The sequence below is a fragment of the Microbacterium sp. JZ101 genome (genome assembly GCF_053903175.1).
This window is the reverse complement of record NZ_CP096400.1, coordinates 3536440-3551781: the sequence shown is the minus strand read 5'-3', so window position 1 is coordinate 3551781 and position 15342 is coordinate 3536440. Positions and strand designations below refer to the sequence as shown.

Genomic DNA, 15342 nt, shown 5'->3' with positions numbered 1-15342 from the left:
AGACGCAAATGCGTACCGATCCGCGTGATCGTCCGATCCGGGCGCGTACTCGCGGTGAACTGGAAGATCCAGATTCATCGACGTCGCGGACCGCCACTCCCGCCGCGCGTCACTCCGTATCGTCAGCGCCCGAGAGCGTGGCCGGCCACGCATCCAGGAGCCGTCACACGAGGCAGCGATGCGATCCGCGAGGGCCCGCGTCGTTTCACGTGAAACGCCGCGCGAACCCGGTGCACAGACGCAACCGATCCAGCCACTCCCGCGCGGGTTTCACGTGAAACACATCTGCACCCAGGACCACGCCGGGTGCGCAGCGACTCACACCTCGTGCGGTCTCGACGCGATGCCGAGAAGGTGCGTTGACAGGTCCGGGCCGTACGGACTCGCCTCCAGGCGTTTCGCAAGCACCTCTCCGGCCGCGACCACCTCCTCGTCCGGCGCCATCAGTTCGAGACCCATCCCGCCGGGACCTTCCAGCCCCACGATCTCCACCTCCGCGAAGCCCGCCTCCGACAGCTCGTGGGAGAGCTCCTCAGCCGTGTGATGATGGCCACCCGGAAAGCGCCCTGCGGCGGGCTCCAGCGATCCCGCCGTGGTTCCGTTCTCGAGCAGCACGCGCACCTCATCCGCGGGCAGATCGCGAAATCCACGAGCCAGCACCGTCTTGGTCAGTGCAGAGAGGCGAGAGATCGCTCCCGCGAACACGACCCCACCCGGCCGCAGGACGCGAAGCGCCTCAGCCAGCGCGCGCAGCCGATCAGCCCGATCCTGCAGATGATAGAGCGGCCCGAGCATGATCACCGCGTCAGCGCTCGCGTCGACGTGGTCCAGAGAACGTGCATCCCCGACCAGAGCCCTCACCCCGGGGATGCGGGCAGCGACGTCGACCTGGGCAGGCACCGGATCGACCAGGGTGACCGCATGCCCGTCCGCAACCAGCCAGCGCGCATGCGCGCCGGTCGCCCCGCCGACGTCCAGCACGGTCGACGCGGGCTGCAGCCGGGCGCGCACCAGCGACTGAACACGGAGGAACTCAAGCCGACCCGCCGCCGATCGCGAGGACAGGCGCTCGCCCTCGTCGAAATGCTCGCCATAGTACGCGCGAATGCGTTCGTCGCGCTCGCGTTGATCCATGCTCCGAGGCTACCGAGAGGCGACGCACTGAGCCATCACCAGTCGTGCGACCGAGAAACTCCCAGATCAGCAGTCAATTACGCGCGGACGAGAGCGCGCACGACCCGCGTGGGCTCGGAGATCGTGCCCTCGCCGACCATCTCGACGCGGACATCCGAGAGCTTGTACTTCCGGATGGCCTTCGCCGCGGCATCGATCTCGTTCGGAGCGCTCTGCCCCTTGAGGAGGATCAGCTCTCCGCCGTCTCGCACGAGCGGAGCAGTCCAGGGGATGAGCGTCCTCAGCGCCGACACCGCGCGTGCGGTGACGGCGTCGAGCACACCCTCCCAGCGCCCCGCCTCTTCGGCGCGTGCGCGTTCGACCACGACGTTGTCGAGGCCGAGCGCCGCGACCTGCTCGTTGAGCCAGGTCGTGCGACGCTCCATCGGCTCGATGAGCACCCACTGCGCGTCCGGCCGCGCGATCGCGAGCACGAGCCCCGGCAGGCCGGCACCCGACCCCACGTCGCCGACGCGTCCGCCCTCGGGGAAGAGGGGCGCCGTCACGGCGGAGTTGAGGATGTGGCGCGACCACAGGCGCGGAACCTCGAGGGGGCCGATCAGCCCGCGCTCCTCGCCGTGCTCGGCGAGCGCCTGCGTGTACGTGCGCGCCAGATCGATCCGATCTCCGAAGAGCGCGGCCGCCTCGGCGGGCTCGGCCTCGAGGCCGGCGGGGGAGGAGACCATCAGCCGCGGCGGATGACCGTGTGGCGGTCGGGTCCCTCGCCGTACGACTCCGAGACGAGACCGCGGTCCGCAGCGATGTCGTGCACGAGCTTGCGCTCGTACGACGACATCGACGGAAGGGACGCCTGCGTGGCCCCCTCCTCGAGCTTCGCGACGGCCGCGTCGACGAGCGTCTCAAGCTGTCGACGGCGGACGTCGCGCGAGCCGCCGATGTCCAGGATGAGCCGCGAGAAGGCGCCGGTCTCGCTCTGCACCGCGAGCCGGGTGAGCTCCTGCAGAGCCTGCACGGTGTCCGGGTGCGAGATCACGCGCAGCGACGCGTCGTCCGACTCGACCGACACGTACGCGCGCCCCTGGCGCACGTCGAGCGTGAGGTCGCCGTCGATGTCGGCGATATCAAGAAGGCCCTCGAGGAAGTCGGCGGCGACGTCGCCCTCGCGCTCGAGGTCGGCCTCGGTGGGGGCGTCGGCCGCGGTGGCGGGCTGCGTGTTCATGGCGTCCATTCTCGTGTGGCCGGTCCGGGCGGAGGGGGCGTCAGCTCGACGCGCCGTCGGGCCGCTGCTGCTTCTTCGCGCGCTTCGCGCTCATGGGCTGCTGGCGCTTGGGCTGCTTCGCGCGGGCCTCCTCGGCCTTGCGCAGCAGCTCCTGCTGCTCGGCCTCGTACTCGGCCATCGTGACGACCTTGCCCTGGCTGTTGATCGCCTTGCCCTTGCGGGCGAGACGCGCCTCGCGCTCCTTCGCGGCATCCGAGCCGGGCGTCGGGAGCTCGCGGATCACGAGGAACTGCTGGCACATGGTCCAGAGGTTGTTGAAGAACCAGTACGAGACGACGCCCAGCGGGAAGAAGACGCCCGAGAAGATCATCGCGAACGGGATGATGTAGAGCATGATGCGCTGCATCTGGTACGCCTGGCCCGTCTTGGCCTCGGGCGAGAGGTTCTTCGAGACGATCTGCAGCTGCGTGAAGAACTGCGTCGCGATCATCAGCGCGACCATGATCACGAGGATGATCGTGGTGCCGACCCAGCCGTCGGGGCGGTGCTGGATGGCGTCGACGAGCGTCTCGCTCAGCGGGGCGATGTCGAACAGCTTCGCGTTGTTGAACTGCTGAGTGAGCTCCGGCGACAGCAGGCCGACGCCGCCCTTGTTCGCCGCCGCGTGCGCCTTGATGTCGTACAGCGTGTAGTACAGCGAGAAGAAGACCGGCATCTGCACGAGCAGAGGCAGGCAGCTCGACACCGGCGTCGTGCCGTGCTTCTTGTACAGCGCCATGGTCTCGCGGCTCATCGCCTCGCGAGAGAGCTGATCGCGCTTGCCCCGGTACTTCTCCTGGATCTTCTTCATCTCAGGAGCGATTTCCATCATCTTGCGCTGGCTCTTGATCTGCTTCACGAAGAGCGGGATCAGAGCCGTGCGCACGATGACGACGACGCCGGCGATCGAGAGGACCCAGGTGAGTCCGCCGTCCACCGGCATGCCGAAGAAGGTCAGGACGGCGTGCCAGCCGACGAGGATCATTTCGATGACCCAGCGGATGGGCCAGAGGATGATTCCGAGGAAGTCCACGGAGGTCAGTCCTTTCGTAGCGGCACGACGAAGCCGTGACGGGTGAGGTCGTAGCGGAAGCGCGGGTGCGGCGTCACGTCGTCTTCGCCGCCCGCAGCCCACGGGTGGCACCGGGCGATGCGCATCGCCGCCAGTCCCGATCCTTTCACGAGGCCGTGCTGCTGCACGGCCGTCACCGCGTATGCGGAGCAGGAGGGGTAGTACTTGCAGACGTCGCCGTAGAGGTGCGAGATCGTCGCGCGATATCCATGCAGGAGCACGAGGCCGGCGTTGCGCGGCAGCAGCGGGAGCGCCCGAACGGCGTCGGATACGCGAAACCGCGCCGACCCTGTGGCCGACGCGGGCAGCACGCTCATGCCGCCGCCTTGCGCGCGAGGCAGCGCGTCACCTCGGAGCGGAGCTCCTGGAAGGTGGCGTCGGCCGCCGAGGGCAGGGCGCGGATGACGACATCGGCCCCCGGTCGCACGTCCGGAAGCGCCTCCGCGCACACCGCCTTGAGGCGGCGGCGCACGGTGTTCCGCGTGACGGCGTTGCCGACGGCCTTGCTGACGATGAATCCGAACCGCGGCGCGCGCTCCTCGAAGGAGTGCACGACGTGCGTCACGGTCGACGCACCGGCGCATCGAGAGCCTCGACGCACGACCTTGCGATAGTCGGCGCCGAGGACCAGGCGATGCGGCCTCGCGAGCACGGACTCGTCGTCGGGATTACGCCGAGAGCTCGACGCGGCCCTTGCCGCGACGTGCGGCGAGGATGGCGCGGCCGGCGCGGGTGCGCATACGAGCGCGGAAGCCGTGCTTCTTGGCACGACGGCGGTTGTTGGGCTGGAAAGTGCGCTTGCTCATGGAATCACTCCGGAGGGATGGTCACCGGAATCATGTGACCGGAGACGAGAGTTGGTGGAGCCCGGAAGGGCATAAGTCAACCGATTTAGAGTACGCCGACCGAGGGCGATCCTGCAAATGAGGCGGACAACCTGACAGTATCTCCACAGTGTCGGATCCGCGCCCGCAGGAACACGCGCGCGCGCGCCAAGACGGAGTTTGCCGTTCGCCATCCATCCACTAGCGTGTCACGAAGTTATCCACAGGCTAGGGGAGGCCATGAGCGCGCACGAGATCCCGGACGTCCCCGTCTGGCGCACGGTGCTGGCGGAGCTGGCCAGCGACGATCGGATCACTCCTCTTCTCGAGGGATACCTGAGTCTGGCCGTCCCTCAGGGCGTCATGGGGGGCACCCTCTACATCGACGTGCCGAACGACCTGACGGCCGCCCAGATCAACAAGCGCATGCGCGAGCCGATCATGGAGGCGCTCGAGCGCATCGGCGCCGACGCCAAGTCGTTCCGCGTGTCGGTGAACCCCGAGCTCACCGAGGCGTCCTTCGACGCGCCCGCGCCGCCGGTCCCCGTGGAGGCTCCGCAGCGCCCTGTCGCGTCGACGTCCGCTTCGGCGCCGCCGCAGAGCAGGTCGCGGGAGGACACGCGCCTCAACCCGAAGTACACCTTCGACAACTTCGTCATCGGCCAGTCGAACAGGTTCGCGCACGCCGCGGCCGTCGCCGTCGCCGAGGCGCCGGCGAAGGCGTACAACCCGCTCTTCATCTACGGCGACTCAGGCCTGGGCAAGACGCACCTCCTCCATGCGATCGGCGACTACGCGCTCAACCTCTATCCGGGCGTCCGCGTGCGATACGTCTCGAGCGAGGAGTTCACGAACGACTTCATCAACTCGATCGCGAACAACCGCGGCGCCGCCTTCAACGCGCGGTACCGCGAGGTCGACATCCTGCTGATCGACGACATCCAGTTCCTGCAGGGCAAGGCCGAGACGCAGGAGACGTTCTTCCACACGTTCAACACGCTGCATGACCACGACAAGCAGGTGGTCATCACGAGCGACGTCGCGCCCAAGCTCCTCACGGGCTTCGAGGACCGCATGCGCAGCCGCTTCGAATGGGGCCTCATCACGGATGTCCAGGCACCCGATCTCGAGACGCGCGTCGCGATCCTGCGGAAGAAGGGGCAGGCCGAGCGCCTCGACATCCCCGACGACGTGATCGAGTACATCGCCTCGAACGTCTCCACGAACATCCGCGAGCTCGAGGGCGCCCTCATCCGCGTCTCGGCCTTCGCGAGCCTCAACAGGTCGCCCGTCTCCCTGGAGCTCGCCCAGACCGTGCTGCGCGACATCGTCGACCAGTCCGAGGACACCGTCGTGTCGCCGAACGACATCATCAGCGTGACCGCCGGCTACTTCAAGCTCACCGCCGACGATCTGCACGGCTCGAGCCGCGCGCAGTCCGTCGCGCAGGCCCGTCAGATCGCCATGTACCTCTGCCGCGAGCGCACGAGCCTCTCGCTCCCCAAGATCGGGCAGCTCTTCGGAGGGCGCGACCACACGACGGTGATGTACGCGTACCGGAAGATCAACGAGCTCATGAAGGAGAAGCGCTCGGTCTACAACCAGGTGCAGGAGATCACCACGCAGCTCGGGCGGCGCTGACCCGCCCTTCCCGCACGAGGGCTCGGAACCACGCGTTCCGGGCCCTCGCCGGCGTCTGCCGGACGATACGGCCTCGATCGGGACATGCGCTTTCCGTCACCTGTACGCCGCGTGACGTATGCCTGAACGCGCTCTTGACGCAGGGCGCGTCGACCCCCTATAACAAGTTCTCCCCATGTGAAAACTCCTGTGGATAACTGGGGAGACACGCCTCGGACGGTGTGGAGGACACGCCACGGATGTGTGGAACCGCCTGTGACAGCGGCTCGGCGGCCATCCGAGCCGTCCACGACGCGTCCGCAGCTCCTCCACAAGTCACACACATGTCGTTCCCTACTCCCGCCTCGCATCCACAGAGTTATCCACACTGTCCACAGCGGTTAACACGGTTAAGAGATCTCTTGTCTGAAAGGGCCTCCGATGACCTTCTCGACGGACGGTCGAACGCGGGGCACTAGCATGGGAGACCCGTGGGCCAAGAGCGCCCGTTGTTGTGATTCCGAGGGGAGCGACACGTGAAGTTCCACGTGAACCGCGACGTCTTCAGCGAGGCCGTCTCATTCGTCGTCAAGCTGCTGCCGCAGCGCAACCCTCAGCCGATCCTGGCGGGCGTGCTCATCGAGGCGAACGGCGACGGCAGCCTCGCCCTCTCGGCGTTCGACTACGAGGCGTCGGCGCGCACGACGATCGAGGCCACGGTCGACGAGCCGGGCACGATCCTCGTGCACGGCCGACTGCTCTCCGACATCGCGAGCCGCCTGCCGAACCAGCCGATCCAGATCTCGACCGAGGACGACGGCAACATCGCGCTGACGTGCGGCTCCGCGAGCTTCGCCCTCGCGTCGATGCCGGTTGAGGAATACCCCGCAATCCCGGAGGTCACGGGCGAGTCGGGCCTCGTTCCCGGCGACGACTTCGCGACCGCGATCTCGCAGGTCGCGTTCGCCGCGTCGCGCGATGACGTGACCCCCGTCCTCACGGGCGTGCAGCTCGAGGTCTCGGGCACGGGCCTGAGCCTCGTCGCGACGGACCGGTACCGCGTCGCGCTCCGCGACATCCCGTGGGACGGCAGCCAGCAGGAGGCGACGGCGCTCGTGCCGGCGCGCACGCTGCAGGAGGTCGGCAAGACCTTCTCCCACGGCGGCAACATCTCGATCGCGTTCTCCGGCTCGGGCGACCGCGAGATCATCGCCTTCACGGCCGGCAACAAGACGGTGACGTCGCTGCTCATCAAGGGCAACTTCCCGCCGGTCCGCCGTCTGTTCCCCGCGCAGACCGAGCACTACGCGGTGGTGAGCACCGCCGACCTCGCGGAAGCCGTGCGCCGCGTGTCGCTCGTGCTCGACCGCTCGGCGCCGCTGCGCTTCACGTTCTCGACCTCTCAGGTCACGATGGACGCCTCGGGCGGCGACCAGGCCCGCGCATCCGAGTCGGTCGACGCGCACCTCACGGGCGGCGACGAGGTCACCCTCGGGCTCAACCCGCAGTACCTGCTCGAGGCGCTCGGCGCCGTGAAGAGCGAGTTCGTGCGGGTGACGTTCACGTCGAGCGACAACGCGAACAAGCTGAGCCCGATCCTCATCACGAGCCAGACGTCGGTCGACCAGGCGGGTCAGGACTCGTTCAAGTACCTGCTCCAGCCGAACCTGCTGCTGAGGTAGGACCCGGGCGCGGGCCGCGCGCCGCTGATCGGTCGTTGAGCGAGCGGAGCGAGACGAAACGTCGCGACACGACGTCCTGGATCGCCTCCGCGCATCCCGGAAGGAGGTCGAGGACATGATCGTCGAGCACCTCAGCCTCGTCGACTTCCGCAACTACGCAGAGGCCGAGCTCGCCCTGCAGCCGGGGCCGAACGTGCTCGTCGGGCGGAACGGCCAGGGCAAGACCAATCTCGCCGAGGCGATCGCGTATCTCGCGACGCTCGGCTCGCACCGGGTGTCGTCGGATGCCCCGCTCGTGCGCGAGGGGAAGGACGCCGCGTTCGTCCGCGCGCGTCTCGCGCACGGCGCCCGTCGGGTCACCCTCGAGCTCCAGATCAACAAGCAGGGGTCGAACCGCGCGCGCGTGAGCGGCTCTCCCGTGCGCACCTCCGAGCTGCCGCGCTACGCGCAGGCCGTGCTCTTCGCCCCCGAGGACCTGCAGATCGTGCGCGGCGACCCCTCGCAGCGTCGTCGTTTCGCCGATCAGCTGCTCATCCAGCGCACACCGCGCATGGCCGGCGTCATCGCCGACTACGAGCGGACGCTGCGGCAGCGCACCGCGCTGCTGAAGTCCGCGCGGGCGCGCGGTCTCAAGGGAGCGCAGCTGTCGACGCTCGACGTGTGGGATGACAAGCTCGTGGCGCTGGGCTCGCAGCTCATCGACGCGCGCGTGCGCCTCGCGCAGGATCTCGCCGAGCCCGTCGCCGCGGCCTACGCGGGGGTGGCGGGCGAGGACCATCGCCCCGAGCTCAGCTGGGTGCTCTCCGTCCGCGGCGCGGATCCCGAGGAGGGGGATGAGGCGCCCGCCGGCGCGGACGAGGGCTCGACCGAGGAGCTCTTCCGATCCGCGCTCGCGGCGCGCCGCGCGCAGGAGCTCGACCGCGGGCTGACCCTCGTCGGTCCGCATCGGGACGACCTCCTGCTCACGGTTCGCGGCCTCCCCGTGAAGGGCTACGCGTCGCACGGCGAGTCGTGGTCGGTCGCGCTCGCCCTGCGCCTCGCGTCGGCCGAGCTGCTGCGCGCCGAGTCTCAGGGCGGCGACCCCATCCTCATCCTCGACGACGTGTTTGCCGAGCTCGATGCCGATCGCCGCCGGCGCCTCGCCGATGTGGTCGCCGACTTCGAGCAGGTGCTCGTCACCGCGGCCGTCGCCGCGGACGTGCCCGAGCCGCTGCGTGCGAACGCGGTGCGCATCGAGGCCGGAGCCGTCCTCGGGCCGCTCGCGGACCATCCGCTCTCTCCGGAGCCCTCGGATGGCTGAGCCCGAGGTCCCCGAGACGATCGCGACGTACCTGCGGCTGCGCGGGCTCGAGCCCAGCAAGAGGTATCGCAAGAAGCGGCGGATCGTCGACGACGACGATGAGAACGCGCCGTTCGCGCCGGGGCGCGACCCGAAGCCGCTGGGAGAGGCGCTCGACGTGCTCACCCGATCGAGCGGATGGGAGCCGCACCTCCAGCGCGAGGACCTCGCCCTGAACTGGGAGGAGATCGCCGGGCCCGACAACGCCGCGCACTCCCGGATCGAGACCTTCTCGAACGGCGTCGTCGTCGTGCGGTGCGACTCGACGCCGCGCAGCAAGCAGATGCATCTCATGCGCGCGCACTTCCTCACGCGGGTCGTGCAGCTGTACCCCGAGGCGGGCGTCACCGACATCCGCTTCTTCGGGCCCGACGTGCCCTCCTGGAATCACGGCATCAGGCGCGTTCCAGGGCGCGGCCCGCGCGATACCTACGGCTAGCACGGGTCGGATCGTAGGCTGCCTGTTTTTCTCGCGTGAGACGGGCGGTGACGGCCGCGGCCGAGCGCTCGGGACGATAGACTCGGAAGGCTGCCGATCACAGATGTGGAGCACTTCTTCCTATGACGAGCGAAACCCCTCAGAACGAGTCCGAGCCGATCGACGACGGTCGGGCAGACGAGAGGGGCGACGCCGCATCGGGCCCCCGCAAGGTGCAGAACGAGTACGGCGCCGATGCGATCCAGGTCCTCGAGGGCCTCGAGGCCGTGCGCAAGCGCCCGGGCATGTACATCGGGTCGACCGGTCCGCGCGGTCTGCACCATCTCGTCTACGAGATCGTCGACAACTCGGTCGATGAGGCGCTCGCGGGCTACTGCGACACGATCGTCGTGACGCTGCTCGCGGATGGCGGTGTCCGGGTCGTCGACAACGGCCGCGGCATCCCCGTCGCGATGCACAAGACCGAGGGCAAGTCGACGCTCGAGGTGGTCCTCACCGTGCTGCACGCGGGCGGCAAGTTCGGCGGCGGCGGCTACGCGGTCTCCGGCGGCCTGCACGGCGTCGGTTCGTCGGTCGTCAACGCGCTCTCGACCCGCCTCGACGCGGTGGTCAAGCGCGACGGCTACGTCTGGCGCCAGTCGTTCTCGGGCGGCGGCGTGCCGATCGCGCCGATCGAGCAGGGCGAGGCCACCGAGGAGACGGGCACGAGCATCACGTTCTGGCCCGACGCGGAGATCTTCGTCGAGGGCGTCGAATTCGACTACGAGACGCTCCGCACCCGCTTCCAGCAGACGGCGTTCCTCAACAAGGGCCTGCGCATCGAGCTGTCGGACGAGCGCGAGTCGTCGGCGGAGGAGGTCGAGGCCGAGGACGGCTCGACCGAGATCGTCAAGCGCCACAACGTCTTCCACTACGAGCGCGGCCTCGTCGACTACGTCGAGTACCTGAACAAGGTGCGCAAGGCCGAGCGCGTGAACGAGGAGATCGTCGTGCTCGAGTCGGAGCAGGGCGATGGCCGGATGGCCGTCGAGATCGCCATGCAGTGGACGACGAGCTACACCGAGAACGTCTTCACGTACGCGAACATGATCAACACGCACGAGGGCGGCACCCACGAGGAGGGCTTCCGCGCGGCGCTCACCTCTCTCGTCAACCGGTACGCGCGTGCGAACAACATCATCAAGGAGAAGGACGACAACCTCACGGGCGACGACGTCCGCGAGGGGCTGACCGCCGTCATCTCCGTGAAGCTCTCCGAGCCGCAGTTCGAGGGCCAGACGAAGACGAAGCTCGGCAACACCGAGGCCAAGGCCTTCGTGCAGAAGGTCGTGAACGACCAGCTCGCCGACTGGTTCGAGCGGAATCCCGCGCAGGCGAAGAACATCATCCGCAAGGCGATCGACGCGGCGACGGCGCGGATGGCCGCGCGCAAGGCGCGCGAGACGGCGCGGCGCAAGAGCGTGTTCGAGTCGGCCGCGATGCCCGACAAGCTCAAGGACTGCACGTCGAAGGACCCGTCGATCAGCGAGATCTTCCTCGTCGAGGGAGACTCCGCAGGCGGCTCGGCCGTGGGCGGCCGCGACCCGCACACGCAGGCGATCCTCGCCCTGCGCGGCAAGATCCTCAACGTCGAGCGGGCGCGCATCGACAAGGCGCTGGGCAACAAGGAAGTCCAGGCGATGATCCAGGCGTTCGGCACGGGCATCGGGCCCGAGTTCGACATCGAGAAGGCGCGCTACCACAAGATCGTGCTGATGACGGATGCCGACGTCGACGGCCAGCACATCACGACGCTCCTGCTGACGCTGCTGTTCCGCTACATGCGCGGGCTCGTCGAGGCCGGCTTCGTGTACCTCGCGATGCCGCCGCTCTACCGCCTGAAGTGGTCGAACGCGCCGCACGAGTACGTCTACAGCGACCGCGAGCGCGACGCGCTCCTCAAGGAGGGCGCGGCCGCCGGCAAGCGCCTCCCGAAGGACGCGGGCATCCAGCGCTACAAGGGTCTCGGCGAGATGAACGACTCGGAGCTGTGGGACACGACGATGAACCCCGAGACGCGCACGCTGCGTCAGGTGACCATCGACGACGCCGCCGCGGCCGACGAGATCTTCTCGGTGCTCATGGGCGAGGACGTCGAGTCCCGCCGGAGCTTCATCCAGCGCAACGCGAAGGACGTGAGGTTCCTGGACATCTGACGACTCCGGCGAGCGAGACGCCACCCGGTCGTCGAGCGAGCGAAGCGAGTCGAGACGTCGCACGCCGACCTCACGAACTGATCCGAAACTGAGAGACCATGACTGACGAGAGCAACGACGAGCAGCGCCCCGACCTCACGGCGGCCCACAACCACGGCCGCATCGACCAGGTCGACCTGCAGTCGGAGATGCAGCGCAGCTACCTCGACTACGCGATGAGCGTGATCGTGGGGCGTGCCCTTCCGGATGTGCGCGACGGCCTCAAGCCCGTGCACCGCCGCGTCGTGTACGCGATGTACGACGGCGGCTACCGGCCCGACAAGAAGTTCTCGAAGTGCGCCCGCGTCGTCGGCGAGGTGATGGGTCAGTACCACCCGCACGGCGACACGGCGATCTACGACGCCCTCGTGCGCCTCGTGCAGCCCTGGTCGCTGCGGTACCCGCTGGCGCAGGGACAGGGCAACTTCGGGTCGCCCGGAAACCAGGGCGCGGCCGCGCCCCGATACACCGAGACGAAGATGGCCCCGCTCGCGCTCGAGATGGTGCGCGACATCGAGCAGGAGACCGTCGACTTCCAGGACAACTACGACGGCGAGACCCAGGAGCCGTCGGTCCTCCCGGCGCGCTTCCCGAACCTCCTCGTCAACGGCTCGGTCGGCATCGCGGTCGGCATGGCGACGAACATCCCGCCGCACAACCTGCGCGAGGTCGCCGACGGCGCCCTGTGGGCTCTCGAGAACCCCGACCTGCCGCGCGAGGAGCTGCTCGGCGGCCTCATGCAGCGCATCCCCGGCCCGGACTTCCCGACCGGTGCGCAGATCCTCGGCACGAAGGGCATCCACGAGGCATACCGCACGGGGCGCGGGTCGATCACGATGCGCGCGGTCGTCGAGATCGAGGAGATCCAGGGCCGCACGTGCCTCGTGATCACCGAGCTCCCGTACCAGGTGAACCCCGACAACCTCGCCGTGAAGATCGGCGAGCTCGCCCGCGAGGGCAAGGTCACCGGGATCGCCGACATCCGCGACGAGACGTCCGGCCGCACGGGCCAGCGTCTCGTGATCGTGCTCAAGCGCGACGCGGTCGCGAAGGTCGTGCTGAACAACCTCTACAAGCACACCGAGCTGCAGACGAACTTCGGCGCGAACATGCTCGCGATCGTCGACGGCGTGCCGCGCACGCTCCCGCTCGACGGCTTCGTGCACTACTGGATCGCCCACCAGCTCGACGTCATCGTCCGCCGCACGGAGTTCCGCCTCCGCAAGGCCGAGGAGCGCATGCACATCCTGCGCGCGTACCTCAAGGCGCTCGATGCCCTCGACGAGGTGATCGCGCTCATCCGCCGCTCCCCGACGGTCGACGAGGCGCGCGAGGGCCTCAAGGCGCTCCTCGAGATCGACGACATCCAGGCCGACGCCATCCTGCAGATGCAGCTGCGCCGCCTGGCCGCCCTCGAGCGCCAGAAGATCATCGACGAGGCCACGGAGCTCGAGGCGCAGATCGAGGACTACAAGGCGATCATCGCCGACGAGGGCCGTCAGCGCGTGATCATCCGCGAGGAGCTCACCGAGATCGTCGACCGCTTCGGCGACGAGCGCCGCACCCACATCCTCCACGGCTTCGATGGCGACGTGTCGATCGAGGACCTCATCGCCGAGGAGGAGATGGTCGTCACGATCACGCGCGAGGGCTACATCAAGCGCACGCGCAGCGACAACTACCGCTCCCAGCGCCGCGGCGGCAAGGGCGTGAAGGGCGCGCAGCTGCGCGCCGACGACGTCGTGGAGCACTTCTTCGTCACGACGACCCACCACTGGCTCCTCTTCTTCACGACGAAGGGCCGCGTCTACCGGACGAAGACCTACGAGGTTCCCGAGGCCGGCCGCGACGCGAAGGGCCTGCACGTGGCGAACCTCCTCGCGCTGCAGCCCGATGAGCAGATCGCCCAGGTGATCGAGCTGAAGTCGTACGACGACGCCGAGTACCTCGTGCTCGCGACGCGCTCGGGCCTCGTGAAGAAGACGCGGCTCACGGAGTACGACTCGAACCGCCAGGGCGGCATCATCGCGATCAACCTGCGCGACGGCGACGAGCTCGTCAGCGCGCTCACGGTGAACGCGGACGACGACATCCTCCTCATCAGCCACCACGGCATGTCGCTGCGGTTCTCGGCGACCGACGACGCGCTGCGTCCGATGGGCCGCTCGACGAGCGGCGTGAAGGGCATGTCGTTCCGCGACGGCGACGACCTGCTGTCGGCATCGGTGGCGGCGCCCGGCTCGTACGTGTTCGTCGTGACCGACGGCGGCTACGCCAAGCGCACCGCGATCGAGGAGTACCGGGTCCAGGGCCGCGGCGGTCTCGGCATCAAGGTCGCCAAGCTCAACGACGACCGCGGCGTGCTGGCCGGCGGCCTCATCGTCCAGGAGGATGACGAGGTTCTCGTGGTTCTCGAAAAGGGCAAGGTGGTACGCTCTGCCGTGGCCGAGGTACCTGCGAAGGGCCGCGACACGATGGGTGTCGTCTTCGCGCGGCCCGACAAGAACGACCGCATCCTCGCGATCGCCCGAAACACCGAACGCGGGCTGAGCGACGAGAGCGGGGAAGACGCCGACGAGGCGGCCCCGGGATCCGAGACCCCCGAAGGAACCACTGACGCATGAGCACAGTAGCGGACAAGCTCGCCAAGAAGCAGGCGCACAAGACCAGCGCGAAGCAGGTGCGTCTGCGCCTGGTGTACGTCGACTTCTGGTCGGCCGTGAAGCTGTCCTTCCTCGCCGCGGTGGCGCTCGCCGTCGTGACGATCGTGACGTTCTTCCTCATCTACATGGTCGTGCAGACGACGGGCCTCATCGCCCAGGCCGATGAGCTCATGGCGGCGTTCTCCGACGGCGAGCTGACGCTGTCCGCGTTCGTCGGGCTGCCGCAGGTGATGGCGTTCGCCGCGGTGGTGGCCATCCTCAACCTCATCGTCGTGACCGTGCTGGGCGCGGTCGTGGCGGGGATCTACAACCTCGCCGTGAAGATCACGGGCGGTCTGCTCGTGGGCTTCACCTCGAACTGACCCGCCTCACGCGGGAAGGGCCGGGCATCCTCGGATGCCCGGCCCTTTCGCGTTCGCCTCAGGCGACCACGCGTCCCGCTTCGAGGCGGATGACGCGGTCGGCCGCCGCGATCGACGTCTCGTCGTGCGTCACGCAGGCGACCGCCGCTCCGCGCGCGGCCTCCTCGCGCAGGATGGCGCGGGTGCGGTCGCGGCTGCGCGAGTCGAGCCCGGCGGCGGGCTCGTCGAGGAGCAGGATGGCCGGGCGACGCACGATCCCCTGCGCGAGCAGGGCGCGCTGACGCTGCCCTCCCGAGAGGCTGGAGAGGGGGCGCTCCTCGAGCCCCGTGAGCTCCACGCGCGCGATCGCGTCGGCGACCGCTCGCCGGCCATCCGCTCGGCGACGACGTGCCCCGCGCGCCCAGGTGCCCATCGCGACCGTCTCGCGCACCGTCACGGGCAGGGTGTCGGGTGCCTCGGGGCGCTGCACCACGAGGGCGACGTCGCCGTCTCGAGAGACACGACCTGACCGCGGCGTGCGCACGCCGGCGAGAAGCTCGACGAGGGTCGACTTCCCCGAGCCGTTGGCGCCCGCGATCGCCGTCACCTCGCCGAAGGCGAGATGCATGGAGATGTCGTGCACGGCATCCTCCGCTCCGTAGGCGAAGCACAGCGAATGGGCGAGCAGGGCGGGGCGGTGGGAGCGCATCCCGCCCACTATAGCAATTGATAATCG

At 68.7% G+C, this 15342-nt stretch carries 15 protein-coding genes and 1 pseudogene; 8 read left to right on the top strand and 8 right to left on the bottom strand.

The window, feature by feature from the left end; translation table 11 throughout:
• Positions 1-318: 318 nt before the first annotated feature.
• The 7 genes from M1D56_RS16325 to rpmH all read right to left on the bottom strand — a co-directional run bounded on the left by M1D56_RS16325 (position 319) and on the right by rpmH (position 4270).
• On the bottom strand, positions 319-1134 hold the full coding sequence (locus M1D56_RS16325) for a class I SAM-dependent methyltransferase (RefSeq protein ID WP_456284233.1): 816 nt from the start codon (positions 1132-1134) through the stop codon (positions 319-321).
• Between the two features lie 77 nt (positions 1135-1211).
• A complete protein-coding gene (gene rsmG, locus M1D56_RS16320) occupies positions 1212-1859 on the bottom strand; it encodes a 16S rRNA (guanine(527)-N(7))-methyltransferase RsmG (RefSeq protein WP_456284232.1) in 648 nt (215 codons plus the stop codon).
• Positions 1859-2353, bottom strand: a complete 495-nt coding sequence (locus M1D56_RS16315; RefSeq protein ID WP_324013303.1) for a Jag family protein — start codon at positions 2351-2353, stop codon at positions 1859-1861. The genes rsmG and M1D56_RS16315 overlap by 1 nt, the downstream gene beginning before the upstream one ends.
• A gap of 40 nt (positions 2354-2393) precedes the next feature.
• Complete coding sequence (gene yidC, locus M1D56_RS16310) at positions 2394-3425, bottom strand: membrane protein insertase YidC (RefSeq protein WP_455969748.1); 1032 nt, start codon at positions 3423-3425, stop codon at positions 2394-2396.
• Positions 3426-3430: 5 nt separating this feature from the next.
• Positions 3431-3781, bottom strand: coding sequence for a membrane protein insertion efficiency factor YidD (yidD, locus tag M1D56_RS16305; RefSeq protein WP_271172530.1), 351 nt, complete (start codon positions 3779-3781; stop codon positions 3431-3433).
• Entirely contained in the window at positions 3778-4116 is a 339-nt protein-coding gene (gene rnpA, locus M1D56_RS16300; protein WP_271172529.1) for a ribonuclease P protein component, read from the bottom strand. The genes yidD and rnpA overlap by 4 nt, the downstream gene beginning before the upstream one ends.
• Positions 4117-4132: 16 nt before the next feature.
• Positions 4133-4270, bottom strand: a complete 138-nt coding sequence (rpmH, locus tag M1D56_RS16295; RefSeq protein ID WP_156242570.1) for a 50S ribosomal protein L34 — start codon at positions 4268-4270, stop codon at positions 4133-4135.
• Positions 4271-4528: 258 nt separating this feature from the next.
• Here rpmH and M1D56_RS16290 point away from each other — a divergent pair.
• From M1D56_RS16290 to M1D56_RS16255, 8 genes and pseudogenes are all read left to right on the top strand, one after another.
• Positions 4529-4697, top strand: a pseudogene (locus M1D56_RS16290) (chromosomal replication initiator protein DnaA); the annotation flags it as partial.
• Entirely contained in the window at positions 4670-5929 is a 1260-nt protein-coding gene (gene dnaA / locus M1D56_RS16285; RefSeq protein WP_374727778.1) for a chromosomal replication initiator protein DnaA, read from the top strand. The pseudogene M1D56_RS16290 and the gene dnaA, both read left to right, overlap by 28 nt.
• A gap of 515 nt (positions 5930-6444) precedes the next feature.
• The gene (gene dnaN / locus M1D56_RS16280; RefSeq protein ID WP_271172527.1) at positions 6445-7590 is read left to right on the top strand and encodes a DNA polymerase III subunit beta; all 1146 of its coding nucleotides are present in this window, start codon (positions 6445-6447) and stop codon (positions 7588-7590) included.
• 115 nt (positions 7591-7705) lie between these two features.
• Entirely contained in the window at positions 7706-8890 is a 1185-nt protein-coding gene (gene recF / locus M1D56_RS16275) for a DNA replication/repair protein RecF (protein ID WP_456284231.1), read from the top strand.
• Positions 8883-9368 carry a DUF721 domain-containing protein gene (locus M1D56_RS16270; protein WP_271172525.1) on the top strand — a complete coding sequence of 162 codons (486 nt, stop codon included), beginning with the start codon at positions 8883-8885 and terminating at the stop codon, positions 9366-9368. Before recF ends, M1D56_RS16270 begins: the two co-directional genes overlap by 8 nt.
• A 122-nt stretch (positions 9369-9490) precedes the next feature.
• On the top strand, positions 9491-11563 hold the full coding sequence (gene gyrB, locus M1D56_RS16265) for a DNA topoisomerase (ATP-hydrolyzing) subunit B (protein WP_282978355.1): 2073 nt from the start codon (positions 9491-9493) through the stop codon (positions 11561-11563).
• A 98-nt stretch (positions 11564-11661) separates the two neighbouring features.
• Positions 11662-14226, top strand: coding sequence for a DNA gyrase subunit A (gyrA, locus tag M1D56_RS16260; RefSeq protein WP_456284230.1), 2565 nt, complete (start codon positions 11662-11664; stop codon positions 14224-14226).
• Positions 14223-14627, top strand: coding sequence for a DUF3566 domain-containing protein (locus M1D56_RS16255; protein ID WP_271172522.1), 405 nt, complete (start codon positions 14223-14225; stop codon positions 14625-14627). Before gyrA ends, M1D56_RS16255 begins: the two co-directional genes overlap by 4 nt.
• Before the next feature lie 58 nt (positions 14628-14685).
• On the opposite strand, the gene aztA is transcribed toward M1D56_RS16255, so the two are convergent.
• The gene (aztA, locus tag M1D56_RS16250) at positions 14686-15315 is read right to left on the bottom strand and encodes a zinc ABC transporter ATP-binding protein AztA (protein ID WP_456284229.1); all 630 of its coding nucleotides are present in this window, start codon (positions 15313-15315) and stop codon (positions 14686-14688) included.
• Positions 15316-15342 lie beyond the last annotated feature (27 nt).

What these genes read in the sequence shown, in the direction of transcription:
- gyrB (WP_282978355.1), top strand. Translation starts at nt 9,491, where the DNA reads ATGACGAGCGAAACCCCTCAGAACGAGTCCGAGCCGATCGACGACGGT.
- gyrA (WP_456284230.1), top strand. Translation starts at nt 11,662, where the DNA reads ATGACTGACGAGAGCAACGACGAGCAGCGCCCCGACCTCACGGCGGCC.
- M1D56_RS16315 (WP_324013303.1), bottom strand. Translation starts at nt 2,353, where the DNA reads ATGAACACGCAGCCCGCCACCGCGGCCGACGCCCCCACCGAGGCCGAC.
- yidD (WP_271172530.1), bottom strand. Translation starts at nt 3,781, where the DNA reads ATGAGCGTGCTGCCCGCGTCGGCCACAGGGTCGGCGCGGTTTCGCGTA.
- aztA (WP_456284229.1), bottom strand. Translation starts at nt 15,315, where the DNA reads ATGCGCTCCCACCGCCCCGCCCTGCTCGCCCATTCGCTGTGCTTCGCC.
- M1D56_RS16325 (WP_456284233.1), bottom strand. Translation starts at nt 1,134, where the DNA reads ATGGATCAACGCGAGCGCGACGAACGCATTCGCGCGTACTATGGCGAG.
- M1D56_RS16255 (WP_271172522.1), top strand. Translation starts at nt 14,223, where the DNA reads ATGAGCACAGTAGCGGACAAGCTCGCCAAGAAGCAGGCGCACAAGACC.
- rpmH (WP_156242570.1), bottom strand. Translation starts at nt 4,270, where the DNA reads ATGAGCAAGCGCACTTTCCAGCCCAACAACCGCCGTCGTGCCAAGAAG.
- rsmG (WP_456284232.1), bottom strand. Translation starts at nt 1,859, where the DNA reads ATGGTCTCCTCCCCCGCCGGCCTCGAGGCCGAGCCCGCCGAGGCGGCC.
- M1D56_RS16270 (WP_271172525.1), top strand. Translation starts at nt 8,883, where the DNA reads ATGGCTGAGCCCGAGGTCCCCGAGACGATCGCGACGTACCTGCGGCTG.
- recF (WP_456284231.1), top strand. Translation starts at nt 7,706, where the DNA reads ATGATCGTCGAGCACCTCAGCCTCGTCGACTTCCGCAACTACGCAGAG.